The 19,647-nt window shown below is 60.1% G+C and carries 18 protein-coding genes; 13 read left to right on the top strand and 5 right to left on the bottom strand.

Annotated features, from left to right (window positions below; all coding sequences use genetic code 11):
* Positions 1-229 precede the first annotated feature (229 nt).
* The 11 genes from BM225_RS00710 (at position 230) to BM225_RS00660 (ending at position 12,113) form a co-directional block, all read left to right on the top strand.
* The gene (locus BM225_RS00710; protein ID WP_072706038.1) at positions 230-1,567 is read left to right on the top strand and encodes an NAD(P)-dependent oxidoreductase; all 1,338 of its coding nucleotides are present in this window, start codon (positions 230-232) and stop codon (positions 1,565-1,567) included.
* The gene (gene preA / locus BM225_RS00705; protein WP_072706037.1) at positions 1,567-2,871 is read left to right on the top strand and encodes an NAD-dependent dihydropyrimidine dehydrogenase subunit PreA; all 1,305 of its coding nucleotides are present in this window, start codon (positions 1,567-1,569) and stop codon (positions 2,869-2,871) included. The genes BM225_RS00710 and preA overlap by 1 nt, the downstream gene beginning before the upstream one ends.
* A gap of 239 nt (positions 2,872-3,110) precedes the next feature.
* Positions 3,111-4,361 (top strand): Zn-dependent hydrolase, encoded by a 1,251-nt coding sequence (locus BM225_RS00700; RefSeq protein WP_072706036.1) that lies wholly within the window; start codon positions 3,111-3,113, stop codon positions 4,359-4,361.
* A gap of 151 nt (positions 4,362-4,512) precedes the next feature.
* The gene (locus tag BM225_RS00695) at positions 4,513-4,908 is read left to right on the top strand and encodes a tautomerase family protein (protein ID WP_072706035.1); all 396 of its coding nucleotides are present in this window, start codon (positions 4,513-4,515) and stop codon (positions 4,906-4,908) included.
* A 64-nt stretch (positions 4,909-4,972) separates the two neighbouring features.
* Positions 4,973-6,424: a dihydropyrimidinase gene (gene hydA, locus BM225_RS00690; protein ID WP_092463649.1), complete on the top strand. Its 1,452-nt coding sequence runs from the start codon at positions 4,973-4,975 to the stop codon at positions 6,422-6,424.
* A 60-nt stretch (positions 6,425-6,484) separates the two neighbouring features.
* Positions 6,485-7,261, top strand: coding sequence for an ABC transporter ATP-binding protein (locus tag BM225_RS00685; RefSeq protein ID WP_072706033.1), 777 nt, complete (start codon positions 6,485-6,487; stop codon positions 7,259-7,261).
* Positions 7,258-8,121 (top strand): ABC transporter permease, encoded by an 864-nt coding sequence (locus tag BM225_RS00680; protein WP_072706032.1) that lies wholly within the window; start codon positions 7,258-7,260, stop codon positions 8,119-8,121. Before BM225_RS00685 ends, BM225_RS00680 begins: the two co-directional genes overlap by 4 nt.
* Positions 8,118-8,945 carry an ABC transporter permease gene (locus BM225_RS00675; RefSeq protein ID WP_072706031.1) on the top strand — a complete coding sequence of 276 codons (828 nt, stop codon included), beginning with the start codon at positions 8,118-8,120 and terminating at the stop codon, positions 8,943-8,945. Before BM225_RS00680 ends, BM225_RS00675 begins: the two co-directional genes overlap by 4 nt.
* A gap of 51 nt (positions 8,946-8,996) precedes the next feature.
* The gene (locus BM225_RS00670; RefSeq protein ID WP_072706030.1) at positions 8,997-9,980 is read left to right on the top strand and encodes an ABC transporter substrate-binding protein; all 984 of its coding nucleotides are present in this window, start codon (positions 8,997-8,999) and stop codon (positions 9,978-9,980) included.
* Between the two features lie 130 nt (positions 9,981-10,110).
* Entirely contained in the window at positions 10,111-11,100 is a 990-nt protein-coding gene (locus BM225_RS00665; protein WP_072706029.1) for a zinc-binding metallopeptidase family protein, read from the top strand.
* 59 nt (positions 11,101-11,159) lie between these two features.
* The gene (locus BM225_RS00660; protein ID WP_072706028.1) at positions 11,160-12,113 is read left to right on the top strand and encodes a DUF808 domain-containing protein; all 954 of its coding nucleotides are present in this window, start codon (positions 11,160-11,162) and stop codon (positions 12,111-12,113) included.
* A gap of 55 nt (positions 12,114-12,168) precedes the next feature.
* Here BM225_RS00660 and BM225_RS00655 read toward each other — a convergent pair whose 3' ends face one another.
* From BM225_RS00655 to BM225_RS00640, 3 genes are all read right to left on the bottom strand, one after another.
* Positions 12,169-13,053 (bottom strand): DMT family transporter, encoded by an 885-nt coding sequence (locus BM225_RS00655; protein ID WP_218157034.1) that lies wholly within the window; start codon positions 13,051-13,053, stop codon positions 12,169-12,171.
* A 548-nt stretch (positions 13,054-13,601) separates the two neighbouring features.
* On the bottom strand, positions 13,602-15,041 hold the full coding sequence (locus BM225_RS00645; RefSeq protein ID WP_092463646.1) for a TrkH family potassium uptake protein: 1,440 nt from the start codon (positions 15,039-15,041) through the stop codon (positions 13,602-13,604).
* Positions 15,042-15,145: 104 nt separating this feature from the next.
* Positions 15,146-15,847, bottom strand: a complete 702-nt coding sequence (locus tag BM225_RS00640; protein WP_072706024.1) for a helix-turn-helix transcriptional regulator — start codon at positions 15,845-15,847, stop codon at positions 15,146-15,148.
* A gap of 74 nt (positions 15,848-15,921) precedes the next feature.
* On the opposite strand from BM225_RS00640, the gene BM225_RS00635 reads away from it, so the two are divergent.
* Entirely contained in the window at positions 15,922-16,518 is a 597-nt protein-coding gene (locus BM225_RS00635) for a glutathione S-transferase family protein (RefSeq protein WP_072706023.1), read from the top strand.
* Here BM225_RS00635 and BM225_RS00630 read toward each other — a convergent pair.
* The gene (locus BM225_RS00630) at positions 16,515-17,666 is read right to left on the bottom strand and encodes a WD40/YVTN/BNR-like repeat-containing protein (protein ID WP_072706022.1); all 1,152 of its coding nucleotides are present in this window, start codon (positions 17,664-17,666) and stop codon (positions 16,515-16,517) included. The two genes, BM225_RS00635 and BM225_RS00630, sit on opposite strands and share 4 nt — an antisense overlap.
* 93 nt (positions 17,667-17,759) lie before the next feature.
* Here BM225_RS00630 and BM225_RS00625 point away from each other — a divergent pair, with 93 nt between their 5' ends.
* Entirely contained in the window at positions 17,760-18,458 is a 699-nt protein-coding gene (locus BM225_RS00625) for a DUF2161 domain-containing phosphodiesterase (RefSeq protein ID WP_072706208.1), read from the top strand.
* 9 nt (positions 18,459-18,467) lie between these two features.
* On the opposite strand, the gene BM225_RS00620 is transcribed toward BM225_RS00625, so the two are convergent.
* On the bottom strand, positions 18,468-19,604 hold the full coding sequence (locus BM225_RS00620) for a cytochrome-c peroxidase (RefSeq protein ID WP_072706021.1): 1,137 nt from the start codon (positions 19,602-19,604) through the stop codon (positions 18,468-18,470).
* Positions 19,605-19,647: the final 43 nt, after the last annotated feature.

Genomic DNA, 19,647 nt, shown 5'->3' with positions numbered 1-19,647 from the left:
CTTCAACACCAGTCTGGATGATCTGAAGGAATTCGAGGGGGCGTTTGCCCCCTCTTGCCGTTTGTATTGGCGACGCTCACCGTAGTCCTTGCGCCAGAAGAAAGCTCGCGCTGCACGCTGAAAATCTGTGCGGCGCCGCATTTATCTTACCATTCGGTCAAAATATTATTTGACCAAGTGGTAAAATTTCTCGTTGTATCGGATCAAAAGACCGACAGACGAGGAAAGAATGACAACCAGCCCCAGAGAAAACGGGATCGTGGCCGGCCGGCTGCCAGACCCGGTGCTCCAGGAAAACTTCTGTGACTTGCACGCCCCGCTCGATCCGCACGAGGCCCATGTGGCGGCGGATCGCTGCTACTTCTGTCATGACGCACCATGCATGACCGCCTGCCCGACCAGCATCGATATTCCGCTGTTCATCCGGCAGATCGCGACGGGGACACAGGACGCCGCCGCAAAGACCATTTTCGAGCAGAACATTCTTGGCGGGATGTGCGCCCGTGTTTGCCCCACTGAAACCCTGTGCGAAGAGGCCTGCGTACGCGAAACAGCCGAGGGCCAACCGGTCGAGATTGGCCGCTTGCAGCGCTACGCGACCGATACGGTGATGGCCAAGGGTATCCACCCCTTTGACCGCGCCGAACCGACAGGTCGCACAGTTGCTGTTGTCGGAGCAGGACCCGCAGGATTGGCCTGTGCGCACCGGCTCGCGATGCTGGGGCATCAGGTTGTGGTCTACGAGGCCCGCCCCAAGTCTGGCGGCCTGAACGAATACGGGATCGCCAGCTACAAATCCGTTGAAAACTTTGCGCAAAAGGAAGTCGACTGGCTGCTGCAGATTGGCGGGATCGAAATTCGTCATGAGGCAAAGCTGGGTCAGCACATTTCGCTCGAAGGCCTGCAAGAGGATTATGATGCGGTCTTTTTAGGGATGGGTCTGGGGGCGGTGAATGCCTTGGGACTGGACGACGCCAAAGTGGGCGTCGCGGATGCCGTGGATTTCATTGCCGAATTGCGCCAGTCCAGCGACCTAAGCAAGATGCCCATAGGACGCCGCGTGGTCGTCATCGGCGGCGGCATGACTGCCGTGGATGCCGCCGTTCAAGCCAAGCTCTTGGGCGCCGAGGAGGTCACCATTGCCTATCGCCGCGGCAAAGAGGCTATGGCCGCTTCGGCGTTCGAACAAAAGCTCGCAGCCAGCAAAGGCGTGCGCATTCTTTACAACGTCGTGCCTATCGGGGTGACTGGAAATGGCAGCCTGACCGGTGTCACGTTGGCCTACACAGAGAGTGTGGAGGGCAAGCTAGTCCTGACCGACGACACCTTTACCCTGCCCGCCGATCAGCTGTTCCGCGCGATAGGACAGACCCTGAGTGCTGCCCCCCGAGGTTTGGAGTTCGAGAAAGGCAAGATCAAGGTTGATGCGGCCGGACACACCTCGGCCCCCGGTGTGTGGGCAGGCGGAGACTGTGCAAGCGGCGGAGACGACCTGACCGTTACGGCCGTTGCCGAAGGGCGCGACGCTGCCATGAACATCCACACCGTTCTGATGGGAGGCAAATAATGGCCGATCTTACGACAAATTTCCTTGGCATTTCCTCACCCAATCCGTTCTGGCTGGCCTCTGCCCCGCCCACAGACAAAGAGTACAACGTCCGACGTGCCTTTGAAGCAGGCTGGGGTGGCGTGGTCTGGAAGACCCTCGGGATGGAAGGCCCGCCCGTGGTTAATGTAAACGGTCCCCGATATGGTGCGATCCATGGGGCGGATCGCCGACTGCTTGCCCTGAACAATCTGGAACTGATCACCGACCGACCGCTCGAGGTGAACCTCGAGGAAATGACCCGTGTGAAAAAGGACTACCCCGACCGTGCGCTCATTGCCTCTGTCATGGTGCCTTGCGAAGAGGCCGCGTGGAAAGAGATCCTGCCGCGCATAGCAGAGACCGGCTGTGACGGGTTCGAACTTAACTTTGGCTGCCCGCATGGGATGGCCGAGCGCGGGATGGGCTCTGCCGTCGGTCAGGTGCCTGAATACATCGAAATGGTCGCCCGATGGTGCAAAGAGGCCACTGACCTGCCGGTGATCGTGAAGCTGACGCCGAACATCACCAATGTGCTCTACCCTGCCGAGGCAGCGAAACGAGGCGGCGCGGACGCGGTGTCCCTGATCAACACGATCAATTCAATCACCTCTGTCGACTTGGACAGCATGGCGCCAGAACCCACCATTGACGGCAAGGGCACCCATGGCGGCATGTGCGGCCCAGCGGTCAAGCCGATTGCCCTGAACATGGTGGCAGAGATCGCGCGCAATCCAGAGACACGTGACCTTCCGATCAGTGGCATTGGCGGCGTGACCACGTGGCGCGACGCGGCCGAGTTCATGGTCTTGGGCGCTGGCAACGTACAGGTTTGTACGGCAGCGATGACGTATGGCTTCAAGGTCGTGCAGGAGATGATCAGCGGACTGTCCCAGTGGATGGACGAAAAGGGATACACCAGCACCTCGGACTTTATCGGGTCGGCAGTTCCGAACGTCACGGACTGGCAGTACCTGAACCTGAACCACGTGACCAAGGCGCGGATCAGCCAAGACGACTGCATCAAGTGTGGCCGCTGTTATGCCGCGTGCGAAGACACCAGCCACCAAGCCATCACCATGTCCGAGGACCGCGTGTTCGAGGTGCAAGACGACGAATGCGTGGCCTGCAATCTGTGCGTCAACGTTTGCCCCGTCGAAAACTGCATCACGATGGAGACTCTGCCCGCAGGCGCTGTGGATGAACGCACGGGCAAGATTGTGTCGGGCGACTATGCCAACTGGACCACGCACCCAAACAATCCATCCGCCACAGCGGCCGAGTGACGCTGCAGGGCAATTCAACGGGCCGGATACAGGTTTTCCATTTGCCTATTTTTTACGCAAACACCCGAGCCGTCCGGCCTACGCCCCACCCCTTCCGCGATGTTTTTGCGTAGGTTTTGCGAAAAGGTTTGACCAGATGGTCAAGACGCCATTCCACTAAGGGCAGACGCAGGGCGCCGCATTGGGCGCCCCTCCCGCCCCCACACGGGACTGCCGACAGAACGAAAAGGATACCACCGATGGTTGCCGCCGGAGAGAACCTGAAGATCAACAAAGAACGGCTGTGGGACAGCCTGATGGAGATGGCCAAAATCGGCCCCGGAATTGCGGGGGGCAACAACCGCCAGACCCTCACTGACGAGGATGCCGAGGGCCGCGCCCTTTTCCAGAAGTGGTGCGAGGCCGAGGGCATGACCATGGGCGTGGACACCATGGGCAACATGTTCATGACCCGCGAGGGCACCGATCCCGACGCTCTGCCCGTCTATATGGGCAGCCACTTGGATACCCAGCCCACGGGCGGGAAGTATGACGGCGTTCTGGGGGTTTTGGGCGCGCTAGAGGCGGTCCGGACCATGAACGATCTGGACATCAAGACCAAGCACCCGATCGTCATCGCCAACTGGTCGAACGAAGAAGGCACACGCTTTGCCCCTGCTATGCTGGCGTCTGGCGTTTTCGCAGGCATTCACACGCAGGACTGGGCCTATGACCGCGTGGACGCCAAGGGCAAACGCTTTGGCGACGAGCTGGAGCGTATTGGTTGGAAGGGCGACGAGCCCGTTGGCGCTCGCAAGATGCACGCCATGCTGGAGCTGCATATCGAACAGGGCCCCATTCTGGAGGCTGAGGGCAAGGATATCGGCGTTGTTACCCACGGTCAGGGCCTTCGCTGGGTCCAGTGCACCGTGACGGGCAAAGAAAGCCACACAGGCTCCACCCCCATGCCCATGCGCAAGAATGCAGGGCGCGGATTGGCGCGCATCACCGAGTTGGTGCACGAGATCGCCATGAAGCACCAGCCCAACGCCGTTGGTGCGATCGGGCATATCGACGTTTACCCGAACTCGCGCAACATCATCCCAGGCAAGGTGGTTTTTACCGTCGATCTGCGCTCGCACCTGCCAGAGATCATCGACGCGATGCTTGATGAGTTCTACGAGAAGGCGCCGAAGCTGTGCGAAGAGATTGGCGTCGGCCTAGAGACCGAGGTGGTCGGTCAGTTCGACCCGCCCGCCTTTGACGAAGGGTTGGTCACGTCGATCCGTAACGCGGCAGAAACGCTGGGGTATTCGCACATGGACATCGTGTCCGGTGCGGGTCACGACGCCTGCTGGATCAACGATGTCGCCCCGACCGCGATGATCATGTGCCCCTGCGTGGACGGCCTGTCCCACAACGAGGCCGAAGAGATCAGCCCGGAATGGGCGGCCGCCGGAACCGACGTCTTGCTGCACGCCGCACTGGAAACTGCGCAAATCCAAGAGTGAGATACCCCAACTCGTACAGGAAATTCTGCAAGACCACACTGCAACATTGAGCGTTTTATGAGAGCCCCGAAGTCTTATCTCTGGTCAGGAAGCGCCGCGCATCAAACCCGCGCGGCGCACAGTGACCAGTTTTCGACCGAAAGGAGCGATCATGCCTCTTATCCGCTTTTATGTTCAAGAAGGCCGCACACCCGAAGCCACCCGCACCCTGCTGGATGCGGCACACGAGGTGGTGGTCGACGTCTTTGGGGTCCCTCAGCGCGACCGCTACCAGATCGTGACAGAGCACAAGCCCGATCAGATGATCCTAGAGGACACGGGACTTGGCTTCGAACGGGACCCGTCCGAGCAAATTCTGGTGCAGGTCTTTACCTCGCCCCGTTCGCAAGAGGCCAAGCTGGCCTTTTTCGACAAGCTCGCGGCCAAGCTGCAAGATGTCTGCGGGCTCGATCCGAAAGACCTTATGATCTCGATCTTCGAGAACACTCAGGCCGACTGGAGCTTTGGCTTTGGTCGCGCCCAATACGTTACCGGCGAATTGGGCTGATCTCTCTGCACTGGATGGGTGCGGACAGGTCTGCCCGCGCCCAATCCAGAACAGGGAGATACCAATGACCACAGTCATCAAGGGCGGCACCGTTGTCACCGCCGATCTGACCTACAAGGCAGATGTGAAAATCGACGGGGGCAAGATCATCGAGATTGGCCCCGAACTGAGCGGGGACGAGGTTCTGGACGCAGCCGGCTGCTATGTCATGCCCGGCGGGATCGACCCCCACACCCACCTAGAGATGCCGTTCATGGGCACCTATTCGGCGGACGACTTCGCCAGCGGCACCCGTGCTGCACTGGCGGGCGGCACCACGATGGTTGTCGATTTCGCCCTGCCCTCTCCCGGTCAGAGCCTGCTGGACGCATTGCAAGTCTGGGACAACAAGTCGGCGCAGGCCTCTTGTGATTACAGCTACCACATGGCGATCACATGGTGGAGCGAACAGGTCTTTGACGAAATGAAGGCCGTCACCGAAAAGGGCATCAACACCTTCAAGCACTTCCTCGCCTACAAAGGTGCGCTGATGGTCAACGATGACGAGCTTTACGCCAGCTTCAGCCGCTGCGCGGAGCTGGGGGCGACACCGCTCGTCCATGCGGAAAATGGCGATGTGGTTGCCGAGCTGACCGCCAAGCTGCTGGCCGAGGGCAACACAGGCCCCGAGGGACACGCCTACTCGCGCCCCACGCAAGTCGAAGGCGAGGCCACCAACCGCGCCATTATGATCGCGGATATGGCGGGGGCGCCGCTCTATGTGGTCCACACCTCTTGCGAAGAGGCGCACGAGGCCATTCGCCGCGCGAAGATGCAGGGCAAGCGCGTTTGGGGCGAGCCGCTGATCCAGCACCTTGTTCTGGATGAAAGCGAGTACTTCAACGAAGACTGGGACCACGCCGCCCGCCGCGTGATGTCGCCGCCCTTCCGCAACAAACAGCATCAGGACAGCCTTTGGGCCGGTCTGGCGTCGGGCACTCTGTCCTGTGTGGCAACCGACCACTGCGCCTTTACCACGGATCAGAAACGCTACGGCGTGGGCGATTTCTCGAAGATCCCGAACGGCACAGGCGGGCTCGAAGACCGTCTGCCCGTGCTTTGGACGTATGGCGTGGACACCGGCCGCATCACGATGAACGAATTTGTGGCCGTCACCTCGACCAACATCGCGAAAATCCTGAATTGTTACCCAAAGAAGGGCGCTATTCTGGTGGGATCGGACGCAGATATCGTGGTCATGGATCCTTCGATGAAGAAAACTATCAGCGCGGACAAACAGGCTTCTGCCATTGATTACAACGTGTTCGAAGGCGTCGAGGTCTCGGCCCTGCCTCGTTACGTGCTGACCCGCGGTTATGTTGCTGTCGACAAGGGCGACTTGAAAGCGAAAGAAGGGCATGGTGAATTCGTTGCACGCGATCCCAATGCGACCGTCAACAAAGCCCTGTCCAAGTGGAAGGAACTGACCGCGCCCCGCCCCGTCGAGCGTAGCGGCATTCCGGCCACTGGCGTATAAAGCCCGTTTGGGGCGGGCCCCGCGCCTGCCCCCAATAAAATTGCCAGCAAAGAAGACCTTATGAAAAAGCCAGTGATTGATGCGTCGGGGGTCGACCTGACCTTCCAGACCAAAGACGCACCCGTCCACGCCCTCAAAGACGTGAACCTGCAGATCGACAAAGGAGACTTCGTGTCCTTTATCGGCCCGTCAGGTTGCGGCAAGACCACTCTGCTGCGCTGTATTGCAGCACTGGAAACACCTACAGGCGGATCGCTGACCGTCAACGGGCTGTCGCCGGACGAGGCGCGCAAGGCGCGGTCGTACGGCTATGTGTTTCAGGCCGCAGGGCTCTATCCGTGGCGCACGATTGAGAAGAACATCAAGCTGCCTTTGGAAATCATGGGCTACCCCAAGGCCGAGATGGACGAACGGGTTAAGCGCGTGCTCGATCTGGTGGACCTGTCCGGTTTCGGCAAGAAATTCCCGTGGCAGCTGTCTGGCGGGATGCAGCAGCGCGCCTCGATCGCGCGGGCCTTGGCGTTTGACGCGGATATCCTGCTGATGGACGAACCCTTTGGCGCGCTGGATGAAATCGTCCGCGACAAGCTGAACGAGGAACTTCTAAAGCTGTGGGACCGTACCGGCAAGACGATCTGTTTCGTCACCCACTCGATCCCCGAAGCGGTGTATCTGTCCACCAAGATCGTGGTCATGTCCCCCCGCCCCGGCCGTATCACCGACGTGATCGAGAGCCCCTTGCCCCGTGAGCGCCCCCTCGAAATCCGCGATACGCCCGAATTCATCGAGATCGCCCACCGCGTCCGCGAAGGTCTGCGCGAGGGGCACAACACATGAGGAATATCCTGCCCATCCTGACCGTGCTCTTGGTCATCGTGGCAGTCTGGTATGCCGCCGCGATCAAGATGAACGCAGCTTGGACCTATGCCCAAGCGAACCGTGCGGGCACCGAGGTCACCTTCAGCGAAGTTGTCCGCGACACCCTGAACCAAGAGCGCCCCGTCCTGCCCGCGCCCCATCAGGTGGCCGCAGAACTCTGGGCCACCACGGCCCAGAAAAAGATCACGTCGAAACGTAGTCTGGTGTTCCACGGCTGGGTCACCCTGTCCGCGACCCTGCTGGGCTTCGCGATTGGCACCACGGCGGGCATTCTGCTGGCCATCGGCATCACCCATAACCGCGCGATGGAGCTGGGGGTGATGCCTTGGGCAATTGCGTCCCAAACCATCCCGATCCTTGCCATTGCGCCCATGATCATTGTGGTTCTGAACAGTATGGGCATCTCGGGGCTGATCCCGAAGTCCATCATCGCCGCCTACCTCAGCTTTTTCCCCGTCGCGGTCGGCATGGTCAAAGGCCTACGTGCGCCCGATGCCATGCAGCTGGACCTGATGCGGACCTATAGCGCCTCGGACAACCAGACTTTCTGGAAACTGCGCCTGCCCTCTTCGATGCCCTATCTGTTTGCTTCGCTCAAAGTGGGTGTGGCGGCATCCTTGGTTGGCACCATCGTGGCCGAGCTGCCCTCTGGGGCGACCCGTGGTCTTGGCGCGCGTCTGTTGAGTGGGTCGTATTACGGGCAAACCGTGCAGATATGGTCGGCGCTGTTTGCGGCCGCCCTACTGGCGGCGAGCCTCGTCATCATCGTCGGCGTGATCGAAAAGATCACCCTGCGCAAAATGGGGATGGCCGCATGAAGATCGCGATTATCCTTTTGGTGTGGATCGGCCTGTGGTGGCTGAACACCCGCCTTGCCCGCAGCACCAAAACCGCGTGGTTCGTGCCGATCCTGTTCGGCATCACCCTTCTGCTGCTGTGGGAGCTGACCGTGCGCCTATTCGGGGTCAGCCCCGTGATCCTACCCCCGCCCACGGACATCGCGCTGACCTTTGCCAGCGAAATCCCGACCCTGTGGGAGGATTTCGTCCAGACCATCATCAAGGGCGCGTTCAGTGGCTATATCATCGGCTGCGGCGCGGCGTTCGTTACTGCGATCATCATCGACCGCTCGCCGTTTCTGCAGCGGGGCCTGCTGCCCATCGGGAACTTCGTCGCCGCCCTGCCCATCGTGGGCGTCGCACCGATCCTTGTGATGTGGTTCGGCTTCGACTGGCAGTCCAAAGCCGCCGTCGTTGTGATCATGGTGTTCTTCCCCATGCTGGTGAACACCGTTGCAGGCCTGCAAGCCAGCGATAACATGCAGCGCGATTTGATGCGGACCTACAATGCGTCCTACGTCCAGACGCTGGCCAAGCTGCGCATCCCCACCGCCATGCCGTTCATCTTTAACGGTCTGAAAATCGCGACCACCCTGGCGCTGATCGGAGCCATTGTTGCCGAGTTTTTCGGCTCTCCGATCAAGGGCATGGGCTTTCGCATCTCGACCGAGGTCGGGCGCTTGAATCTGGACATGGTCTGGGCCGAAATCACGGTAGCTGCGATTGCAGGTTCCGCGCTCTATGGGCTCGTGTCCTACATCGAACAACGGGTGACTTTCTGGCACCCGTCCCAACGCGGGTAATCCCGTCACAAAAAGCCGGAAATCCGGCACCACAACTCGGAGGTTGTTCACATGAAAACTCTACTGACCAGTGCTGTATCTCTGGCCGCGATGGCCACCGGCGCGTTTGCCGCCGATGATGTCACCCTGCAACTGAAGTGGGTCACGCAGGCGCAGTTCGCAGGCTACTACGTGGCGCTGGAAAACGGCTACTACGAAGAGGCCGATCTGGACGTCGAAATCAAAGCGGGCGGCCCCGACATTGCCCCCGTTCAGGTGCTGCTGGGTGGCGGCGCGGACGTGATGGTGGACTGGATGCCCTCAGCTCTCGCGGCCCGCGAAAACGGCGCGCCGATCGTGAACATCGCGCAGCCCTTCAAATCGTCGGGCATGATGCTGACCTGTCTGAAAGAGAACGGCGTCGCCTCGCCCGAGGATTTCCCCGGCAAGACACTTGGCGTCTGGTTCTTTGGCAACGAGTACCCATTCCTGTCGTGGATGTCGAAGCTGGAGATCCCGACCGATGGCGGCGAAGAGGGCGTCGAAGTCCTGAAGCAAGGCTTCAACGTCGATCCTCTGCTGCAGGGTCAGGCGGCGTGTATCTCGACCATGACCTATAACGAATACTGGCAGGTCATCGATGCGGGCATCTCCGAGGATGACCTGATCACCTTCAAGTACGAGGACGAGGGCGTCGCGACACTGGAAGACGGCCTGTACGTTCTGGAAGAGAACCTTGGCGACCCCGCGTTCGAGGACAAGATGGTGCGCTTCGTGGCCGCCTCGATGAAGGGCTGGAAATGGGCCGAAGAGAACCCCGAAGCGGCCGCCGAAATCGTGCTGGAATACGATGAAACCGGCGCGCAGACCCTAAGCCATCAGGTCCGCATGATGGGCGAAGTGGCGAAGCTGACCGCAGGTTCGAACGGCGCTCTGGACGAGGCGGATTACACCCGCACCGTCGAGACTCTGATGGGCGGCGGTTCTGACCCCGTGATCACCAAAGAGCCCGAAGGCGCGTGGACCCACGCGATCACCGACAAAGCGCTGAACTAATCGACACAGCCGGCGCATTTTTGCGATGCGCCGGCTGACTTCATCCTCTTGTCGAAAACTAAGGGCATGCGGAACCAGAGCGACCTGCTATAGGTTGAGCCGGATACACCTTCTCTCCCTGAGTTTTGACATGCAAATTTTCCACTGCCCCGCCTGCTCCCGCCGCGTCTATTTCGACAATCTCGCCTGCACCTGTGGGCAGACGCTCGTGTTTGACCCCGAAGCGCAGGTGATGACCACCAACGCGCCGGTCTGTGCAAACCGCGAACAGATCAACTGCAACTGGGCTGCGACTGATGGGAAATTCTGCCGATCCTGCGCGATGACCGAGACCGTGCCGGACATTGAACTGCCGAAAAATGTCAGTCTGTGGGCCCAGACCGAGGCCGCCAAACGCTGGATGCTGGCGAATTTGGGCCGCTGGGGTTGGTTCGATGCCTCCGACTCTGGCGCTCGGCCCGTCTTCCAATTGCTTGGCGAAAAGACGACAGAGGGCAAAGAAAACGTGATCATGGGCCACGCGGATGGCGAGATCACCATCAACGTCACCGAGGCAAGCCCTGTCATTCTGGCCCGCCGCCGCGCAGCTTTAGGCGAGCTGTACCGAACCATGGTCGGCCACATGCGCCACGAGATGGCGCACTTCCTGTTCCTGCGCCTGTCCGAAGATCAGCAGTTCCTGACCGAGTTCCGCGATCTGTTCGGTGACGAACGCGCCGACTACGGCGAAGCACTGAAAGTCCACTACGAGAACCCCGCCCCCGCAGGGCAAACCCATATCACCAGCTACGCGACCTCTCACCCGCACGAGGACTGGGCTGAAACCACGGCGCATCTCTTGCACCTGGTCGATCTGTTGGACAGCGCCCAAGCGGCTGGCATCCATGTCCAAGGCGGGCCTGACAGTGGGTTTGACGCCTATGCCTCTGGTGATACCGACACACTCATCCGCATGGCGGTAGACGCGACCCTCGCGATCAACCACGTGAACCGCGCGCTGGATCTTCCTGATCTCTATCCATTTATTCTAACCGATCAGGTCAAAACCAAGCTCGCCCTGGCCCACCGCTATCTGCGCCGGAACGCGCAAAGCATGACGCAGACAAATCTGGTGGCGTGACCGCTGCGGACGGCTCGGCTATACACCAGAGATAACGATTTAGGACTTCGAAGAACCTCATGAGCGGATTGATCGCCCTACTGGATGACGTGGCAGCTATTGCCAAAGTGGCCTCTGCCTCGGTGGATGACGTGGTGGGACAGGCTGTCAAAGCCTCGACCAAGACAGCAGGTGCGGTGATCGACGACGCCGCAGTGACCCCCAAATACGTGCACGGTTTCAAGCCAGAGCGCGAATTGCCCATCGTCTGGAAAATCACCAAGGGTTCGCTCTTTAACAAGCTGGTGCTTTTGCTGCCTGCGGCGCTTCTGCTGTCGATCTTTGCCCCGTGGCTCGTCTACCCCCTGCTAATGATTGGCGGCTGCTATCTGGCGTATGAGGGCACAGAGAAAGTCTGGCACGCCATCAGCCCCAAGCACCATGATCAAGCCGACGCGATCAAGGAAAAGGCCGCCGGCAAGACCATGGAAGACGACAAGGTCAAAGGCGCAATCCAGACGGATTTCATTCTATCGGCCGAGATCATGACCATCGTGCTGTCTGCGGTCCCAGCCGAGGAAAGCCTGATCATGAAGGCAGCCGTACTGGCCGTCGCCGGGCTGCTGATCACGATCGTCGTCTACGGCGCCGTGGCACTGATCGTCAAAGCGGACGATGTCGGTCTGTCGTTGGCAAAGAACGGTCGGCTTGGTGCAACGCGCGCTGTGGGCCGGTTCATCGTTCGCGCCATGCCCATCTTGATGCACGTTCTGATCGTTGTCGGCACTGCAGCGATGATCTGGGTGGGCGGTTCTATTCTGGTCCACAGTCTGCACGAGTTGGGCGTCCACGGCCCCTATGATTTCATCCACCACATTGCGGTCAACCTCTCGCAGATGGTCGTGCAGTTCCAAGGTGCGTTGGAATGGTTCGTGACGGCTTTCCTTGACGGTTTGATCGGCTTGGCGGTCGGCGCGGTTTTGATCCCGCTGGTCGGCTTTGTCATGGGTCTGCTCGGCAAGAAAGCCCACTGATCGTTTCCCGCTCGACTACCTTGGTCGCTGAACAATGGCGACCAAGGCTTTCAGTTTAGAACGGTCCAACACGCGGCACCCGCGCTTTGGTGCGCAGCAAAGTATAAAGCCCCGAGGCGACAATGATGCCAGCGCCGATGACCGTGAACATATCCGGCAGGTTGCCAAAGATCAGGTAGCCATAGCCCGTCGTCCAAAAAATCATGGTGTACTGCAAGGGCGCCACAACCACAGCTTGGGAAATCTCGAGCGCCTTGATCACCAAAAGCTCGCCAAATCCGCTGCACGCCGCATAGATGGCGAAAAGCAGGATGTCTTCTTGGGCGACAGGCTTCCACACAAAGGGCTGCACCACCGCCAAGAGGCACACGCTGGTAATCGCAGTAAAGGCAACCGTGGTCACAGTGGAGTCTACCCCAGCCAAAGAGCGCGACACCACCTGCCGCGTGGCAAACAGGAAGGCAGAGAATACGACGATGAGGTAGGCTGGATGAAAACTGTCAAAGCCCGGCCGGATAATCACCAAAGTGCCGACAAATCCCATCGTGATCGCCACAATTCGGCGCACACCGACGTATTCCCCCAAAAAGACAGCCCCTAGGATCGTCACAAAGAACGGCGCGACAAAGGCGATCGAACTGGCGTCGGTCAAGGGGATGTACCGCAGACCAACGACGAACAGCACGCCCGACACGGTCGCGCAAAGCCCGCGAAACACTTGCAGCTTTGGTTTCTTGGTACGCAGCGGATTGGTGCGCGTGAGCAGCACAAAAAGCAGGACACCGATCAGCAGGCCGGATTGCCGTATGCCTGCGATCTGCATGGGGTGGTATCCGCCCGTCATGAATTTGGCGATCGTATCAGCAGAGCCGAAGCTAAACATCCCGAGCGTCATAAGAGCGATCCCTTTGACATTCGAGCGCGCGGAAATCTGTGTCATAGAGACCTATGTAAAATGAGTTCAAACGCGGCCGGACGGCCACGCCCTGTATCTTTAGCGGCATTTAGGTGGCAGCCGCTGGTGCTGTCCAACCCCCTCGCCAGCGGCCATCCATTTGCGCAATTCCGTCACTGGCACGATCCGAGCAGAGAAAGACGATGACCTCGGTGCTCCAGCGCTTTGCCCCGAGCGGTTTAGCGACATGGCTTCGATGCGCGCTTGGGATCCGACCGACAATTTGGTGCGCATGCGCGCCAGTCAGCGGCGTTGGCGCAGGTGCCATATTCGCCAAGCTCTACGGCCTGCTGTTTTATAAGCGGTATTACGGCAGCTTTGGATGTGGCACAGGCCGCGCGCAAGGTTGATGCGCGCAATCCCGATATTGACGCAATGTTGACAAGCTGCGCCATCCGGTTGGTGTCATTGATCCTCTCCTCCCGCATTGCTTCGCCGACGGGCTTGCACCTTGACTGCCGCACGGGATGCAACAGTCGCGCACAGGATACGCCCGCGGCTCTTGGTCTGTAAATGGAAACCTACGCGCCGTGTCAGCGAGGCGGGCGCAAGTGCAGCCCGTATTCACGCCAGAACACTGGAGTGAACAAGACCAGAACCGTCAGCATCTCCAGCCGTCCCAGATACATTCCGAACGCAAGAACAGTCTTCACCGCATCACTAAGCGCGGCGAAGTTTCCAGCCGGTCCGATGAGGGACCCAACCCCGGGCCCCACATTCGCCAAAGCGGTCAGGGCGCCGCTTGTTGCAGTCTCCAAATCCAGTCCCAACAACGCCAGTACGATGGTCAACATAAGGAACGTCGCAAAATAGAACACCAAGAAGACAACAACGCCATTTAACACATCTTCTTCAACGGCTTGCCCCTGAAACTTAATGCGGGTGACGCGGTGCTTGGACTGTAGGTTCGTGACCTTGGCCACCACGGCGCGCCAAGCCAGCAGCCAGCGCATCGCTTTGCCCCCTCCGGCGGTCGATCCGGTACACCCACCGACTGCGGTCAGGAAGAAAAACGCCGTAACAAAGAGCGGCCCCCACCCCGTATAGTCCGCTGTTGCGTAACCCGTCGTTGTCACCACAGAAACGACGTTGAAGGCCACAAGCCGCAGCGCCTCGAGCGGGGCATGGTGGGAGGTCGCGATCAACCGCGCCGTCAGGAGCAGGATGACAATCGCCAAACACCAGAGCATTGCACTGACCTGATCGTTGCGGAACACGCGCCGGTTCACCACGCGGATATACCACGCAAAAGGCAACGCCCCGAGCAACATAAATCCGGTGCAGGTCCACTGCAGAAATGGGCTCTGAAAATGACCGAAAGACGCGTCATAGCCAGAGTATCCCCCCGTCGACAGCGTGGTCATCGCATGGGTGATCGCATCGAAAAGCGACATGCCCCCCGCCAGATATAACAGAGCGCAAAGCGTGATCAGCGCCAGATAAACCCGCAACGTGGCCGCCGCGAACATGGCCGCGTTTCGCATCTCCTTGTCACCTTTGTCAGAGCTTTCGGTGCGAAACAGCTGCATGCCACCAACCTTGAGCACCGGCATAACCGCAATCGCAGTTACGACAAAGCCGACGCCTCCGACCGCCTGAAGCATGGCCCTCCAGAAGATAATCCCACGGGGTGTCTTATCGAGCCCGCTCATCACGGTAGAGCCTGTGGTGGTGATCCCCGACATCGCCTCAAAGAATGCGTCTGCTGGGGTCATACCCCACAGGAATAGGGGCACTCCGCCTGCGACAGCCGCTGTCATCCACACAGACGACGTCATGACAAAGGCATCCAGCCGCGCCATCTGCACCTGCGATTGGCGAGCCGCGAGGGTCAGCATGCTGCCCGCAAAGGCTGTCAGAAGGCCACCCAGCAAGAAGATCCGGTTTGTCGATTGAAAAAGGATCGCATCCAGCCCCATCGCCCCACCAAAGAAGATGAGCACGGCGCCGTTGATGAATATGACAAAGTGCATCTGCGGCACCCCAACAGAGCAGACCAGACGGGGCCCACGCCCAAACGCTTACGCCTGCGGGCCGCGAGGTACGAGCCTGCGAGCGTTGGGACACACGGATGTGATCAGCTTCGAACTTCTGGCAGTTTACCCCGTGTCTGCGCAAATTCGCGGACAAGTGCGACGCGCCTCGGGCGAAAGCTTTCGGTGCCTGTCGCCAAATCTTGCATCTTGGGGACGTGAAACAGCCTAAAATCCATACGGGTCCGGCAATGCCCCAGTAGCATCAGATGGCCCTCGCCATAGGACAGCGCCAGCGGCCAGACTTCGCGATCGGTGCCGCGCCCCTTCAGGTCGGTGTAGTGAAAGGTGACGCTGTGCTCTTCCCAGATCGCCTCGCGCAGCAGGGTCATGTCGATAGTCACGGGCGGGCGGTCATCAGGGCGGCGAAAGCTGCGCAAGGCGGTATTCATGGCCTGCCGCGCCTGACGGTCGGGCAGAGTGGCAATGATACGTGCCATCGCGTCCTGCCCCGCCCGCGTCAGCGCCGGATCGGCCAGTTGGTCCAACCCAGACAGCGCCAGCACCAGTGCCTCAATCTCGAGCCGGCTAAAGCTTTGAGGCGGCAAAGCGCTGTCTTCGGTCAGCGTGTAGCCCAAGCCCGCCTCGCCGTCGATCAGTGCACCGCCTGCGCGCAGCGTGGCAATATCACGATAGAGTTGGCGGTTAGAAACACCCGTTTCCTGAGCCAATTGCTGTGCAGTGACAGGCCCGCGTGTGCGGCGCAGCGCATCCATCAAACGCATCAAACGATCTGTACGGGCCATGGCATCCTCCTGACAGGAATTGTCAGCAGGGCCAGATTAGAAGAGTCCTATTACAACCGAAAGGACACAATCCCATGACCACGCTCTACCACGCCCCGATGTCGCGCTCTTCGTCCATTCTGGCACTTGTACGCGAGTTGGACCCGACGATCGACGTGCAGACCGTCACCGTCCGGCGCCCCGATGGATCGGGGGGGCCCGATCCCAAGAACCCCCACCCCGAAGGCCGCGTGCCCTATCTGGTCGACGGCGCCGAACATTTGCGCGAACGCGGAGCCATCGTGCTGTACTTGACGGACAAATACCCCGACGCCGGACTGGCGCCAAAGGTCGGCGAACCGGGACGCGGAGCCTATCTCGCTTGGCTGTCCTATTACCAAGGGGTGATGGAGCCGGTTTTCATCATGACTATGCTGGATCAGGCCACGCCTGAGTTGATCAGGGCCTATGGCAGTTTTGACGATGTCATCGCCAGCCTCGACCGTGCGCTTCAGAAGGGACCGTATCTGCTTGGTAAGCACTATTCTGCGGCGGATTTGCTATGCGCCAGCCCGTTCCAATGGATGCCGCATATGGTGCCCGACAATGCCCGCATTCGCGACTGGGTGGCGCGCTGCAGTGAACGCCCCTCGGTTGCGCAGGTCGTCGCAGAAGAGATGGCCCCAGCCTAGGGCCCCAGCACCTCGACAGATTGAATGGTGGGCAGGTGGCGGGCTATCTCGTGCCAGTTGTCCCCTTCGTCAAAGCTGGCAAAGACCGATCCGCTGTTGGTGCCGAAATACACCCCTGCCGGACTGGCAGGATCCACCGCCATGGCCTGCCGCAGCACCGTAAAAAAGCAGGCGGTTTGTGGAAGTCCTTGGCGCATGGCGTGCCAGCTTTGCCCACCATCGCGCGTGCGCCACACAGCAGCGGCAGCGTTAGGCGGGAACCGACCCTGCGTGTCACCGTTCAAGGGGATCGTCCATGCCGTCTGCGGATCGCGGGGATGCGCCCCAATCGGAAAGCCAAAGGTCGAGGGCAAGCCATCGGTCACATCCTCCCAACTGCGGCCACCATCAACAGAGCGCCAGACACCGTGGTGGTTCTGTTGGTACAGCAGGTCCCCCTGCCCCGCACCATGAGCAATGTTGTGCACACAGTGGCCTGTTTCACCATCCTTAGGAGCCGCGGGATGGTGGTGATGGGTGCAGGCCGCTGCATTGGCCAACCGGTTGCGCCGCTCCCATGTCGCGCCGCCATCTTCGGTAGCAAAGACCCCAGCGGCAGAGATGCCCACCCACATTTTCCGGGGGTCGTCCGGGCTTGGGACGATGCTGTGCAAAATGAGCCCCGAAGCGCCACCATTCCAATCGGGACGTGATGGGTGATCGGTCAGCCCTGACACCTTCTGCCAAGTGACACCGCCATCATGGCTGGCCAACAGTCCCGCAGGCTTCGTTCCCGCATAGACAACGCCGTGCGCGACCGCCATGGACCAGACTTGCGAAAATTCCTCGCCAAAGGGCGTCGGCTCGGAAGTCCAGCCGACCATCTGCGCGAAATCAGGGTCATTTTCGGCCCAGTCATCCATCATGCCTTTGGTCAGCCTTGCCAGCGTCCATGTCTGGCCCCCATCGGTCGAACGCCAGACACCAGCGCCGGACCAATCGCCGCCGCCCCCCGCCCACAGATGCCCTGTTTCAGGATCGCCAATGACATGATGAATGGGCCACCCATCGCAATGTGGGCCCGAGACGGTCCATCCATCGGGGTCCACCGACCCATGCAACAAGAAAGCCCCTTTGGTCGTGCCGATCAGTACCTGCGTAACGCGCATCGCGCTTTCCCTCTGGCAATATACAACCCCAGGGTATCACAGGCCGGCGCGTCCGCTCAGTGTCTTTTGCGTGCGACGTTGACGATCCTGCAGATGCGCTGTTACCTCGGCCCCATGCGCGAAGCCGACCTTTATGAACCTGTCAAAAACTATCTCGAAGGCCAAGGCTACACCGTCAAAGCCGAGATCGGAGCCTGCGATGTCATGGCCGTGCGCGGCGAAGAGCCGCCTGTGATCGTGGAGCTGAAAACGACTTTTTCGCTCGCTCTGATCTTTCAGGGGGTCGAGCGTCAGACTGTGAGCGACACGGTATATCTGGCAGTGCCTGTGTCCAGCGATCGCGGGTGGAAACTACGATACAAAGACATCACGCGTCTGTGCCGCCGTTTAGGGCTGGGGCTGCTGGCCGTCGACGTGAAAAAATGCAGCGTCACCGCTCATTTGGACCCCGAGGATTATACGCCGCGCAAAAACACCAAGCGGCTTGGCCGTCTGCTGCGCGAATTCGAGCGCCGCGTGGGCGACCCGAACAAGGGCGGCACAACGGGCACCAAACGCATGACAGCGTATCGGCAGGATGCCTTGCGCTGTCTGGTCTACATGGCCGGCAAAGACCCTTGCCCACCCGCCGAGATCGCCCGCGCCACAGGGGTGACGACAGCGGGCAAAATCCTGCGGGCCGATCACTATGGCTGGTTTGAGCGGCCTGAACGCGGGCGCTACATCGTCACGCCCAAAGGCCTCGAAGCCATCACGCTGCATGCAGACGACATCGCCGCGCTAAATGCGTAAGCGCTGCGCCTAGTCGGCCAGCAAATGCTCGTACCGCGCGTCGGTCAAAGTTTTGAGGAACGCAACAATCGCGTCGATCTCGCGATCCTTAAGAGCCGGTCCTTCGGTCAACTCCACCTCGGCCAACGTTTCCGGCACGGGCGGCGGGCCAAATGGCTCTCCGGTCTCTGTGTTGATCTGACGGGCTTCGGACACAGAGTTGTATTTATTGTAAAACAGAACGACCGTGCGCAGGTCCTCGAACACTCCGTTGTGCATGTAAGGAGCCGTCACAGCGACATTGCGCAGAGTGGGTACTTTGAACTTCCCGCGGTGGCCGTCTTCCTTCAGTTTGGGGTGCGCGCCCAAGCCCGCGTCCAAGACATCCATCCCGATCCCGTTCAGCGCCCGAAGGTCAGGATTCCGCGGAACGCCAATGTTAAAGAACTGGTAGTTGGTAAAGGTCTCGCCCTCTGCCCCAGGCCGTTCATTGAGCTGATGGCACATGTTGCAGTTGGTGAACTGCTGGGAAAAGAACAGCGTCTCGCCCAACAACTCTTCGGATGTCAGCTTTGCATCGCCGCGCAGGTAGCGGTCGTACTTGCTGTCAAACGTCTGAAACTGGCCCGTGCGTTCGAATGCGGCGAGTGCAGCGGTCATGGCTGCAAAGCCAGCGTCGGCATCATCCAGCGTCCCTTCGCCGTACAGCGATCCAAAGGCCGCAACGTAGCTTTCGTTCTCTTTCAGGCGGTCCACCACAGACGCTTTGTCCGGCATCCCCATCTCGATCGGGTTCAGGGGCGGTCCGCCCGCCTGATCCTCGAGCCGCGCGGCGCGTCCCTCCCAGAATTGGCCACCATGCCAGCGTCCATCCTTGTTGCGCCCGAACTCTGGCGTCAGGGCGGCATAGGTCAGCGTGGGGGCGTTGCGGTCCCCGAATGACGCCCCATCATCCCCGATGGATGCCATTCCGCGCGGATCGGCGAACCCGCTCTCGGGATCGTGGCAGGTCGCGCAAGCCTGTGTCCGGTTCGCAGAGAGGTTGGTGTCAAAGAACAGAGATTCTCCCAGCGCCTCGACCGTATCCAAGGGCCCAGCCGCCCCGACGGGTAGCGCAGCCATCCCCGACAGAACGCAGGCCAGAAAACCGTTTCGAATTTGAACCATGGGTACGCTCCTGAACTGCGCCAGCTGAGTTGCCGAGTCTTTC

Origin of the sequence: Donghicola eburneus (assembly GCF_900115865.1) — a bacterium.
GTDB classification, from domain to species: Bacteria; Pseudomonadota; Alphaproteobacteria; order Rhodobacterales; family Rhodobacteraceae; genus Donghicola; species Donghicola eburneus.
Note: the sequence above shows the minus strand (reverse complement) of the source record. Positions and strands in the feature narration are given on the sequence as shown.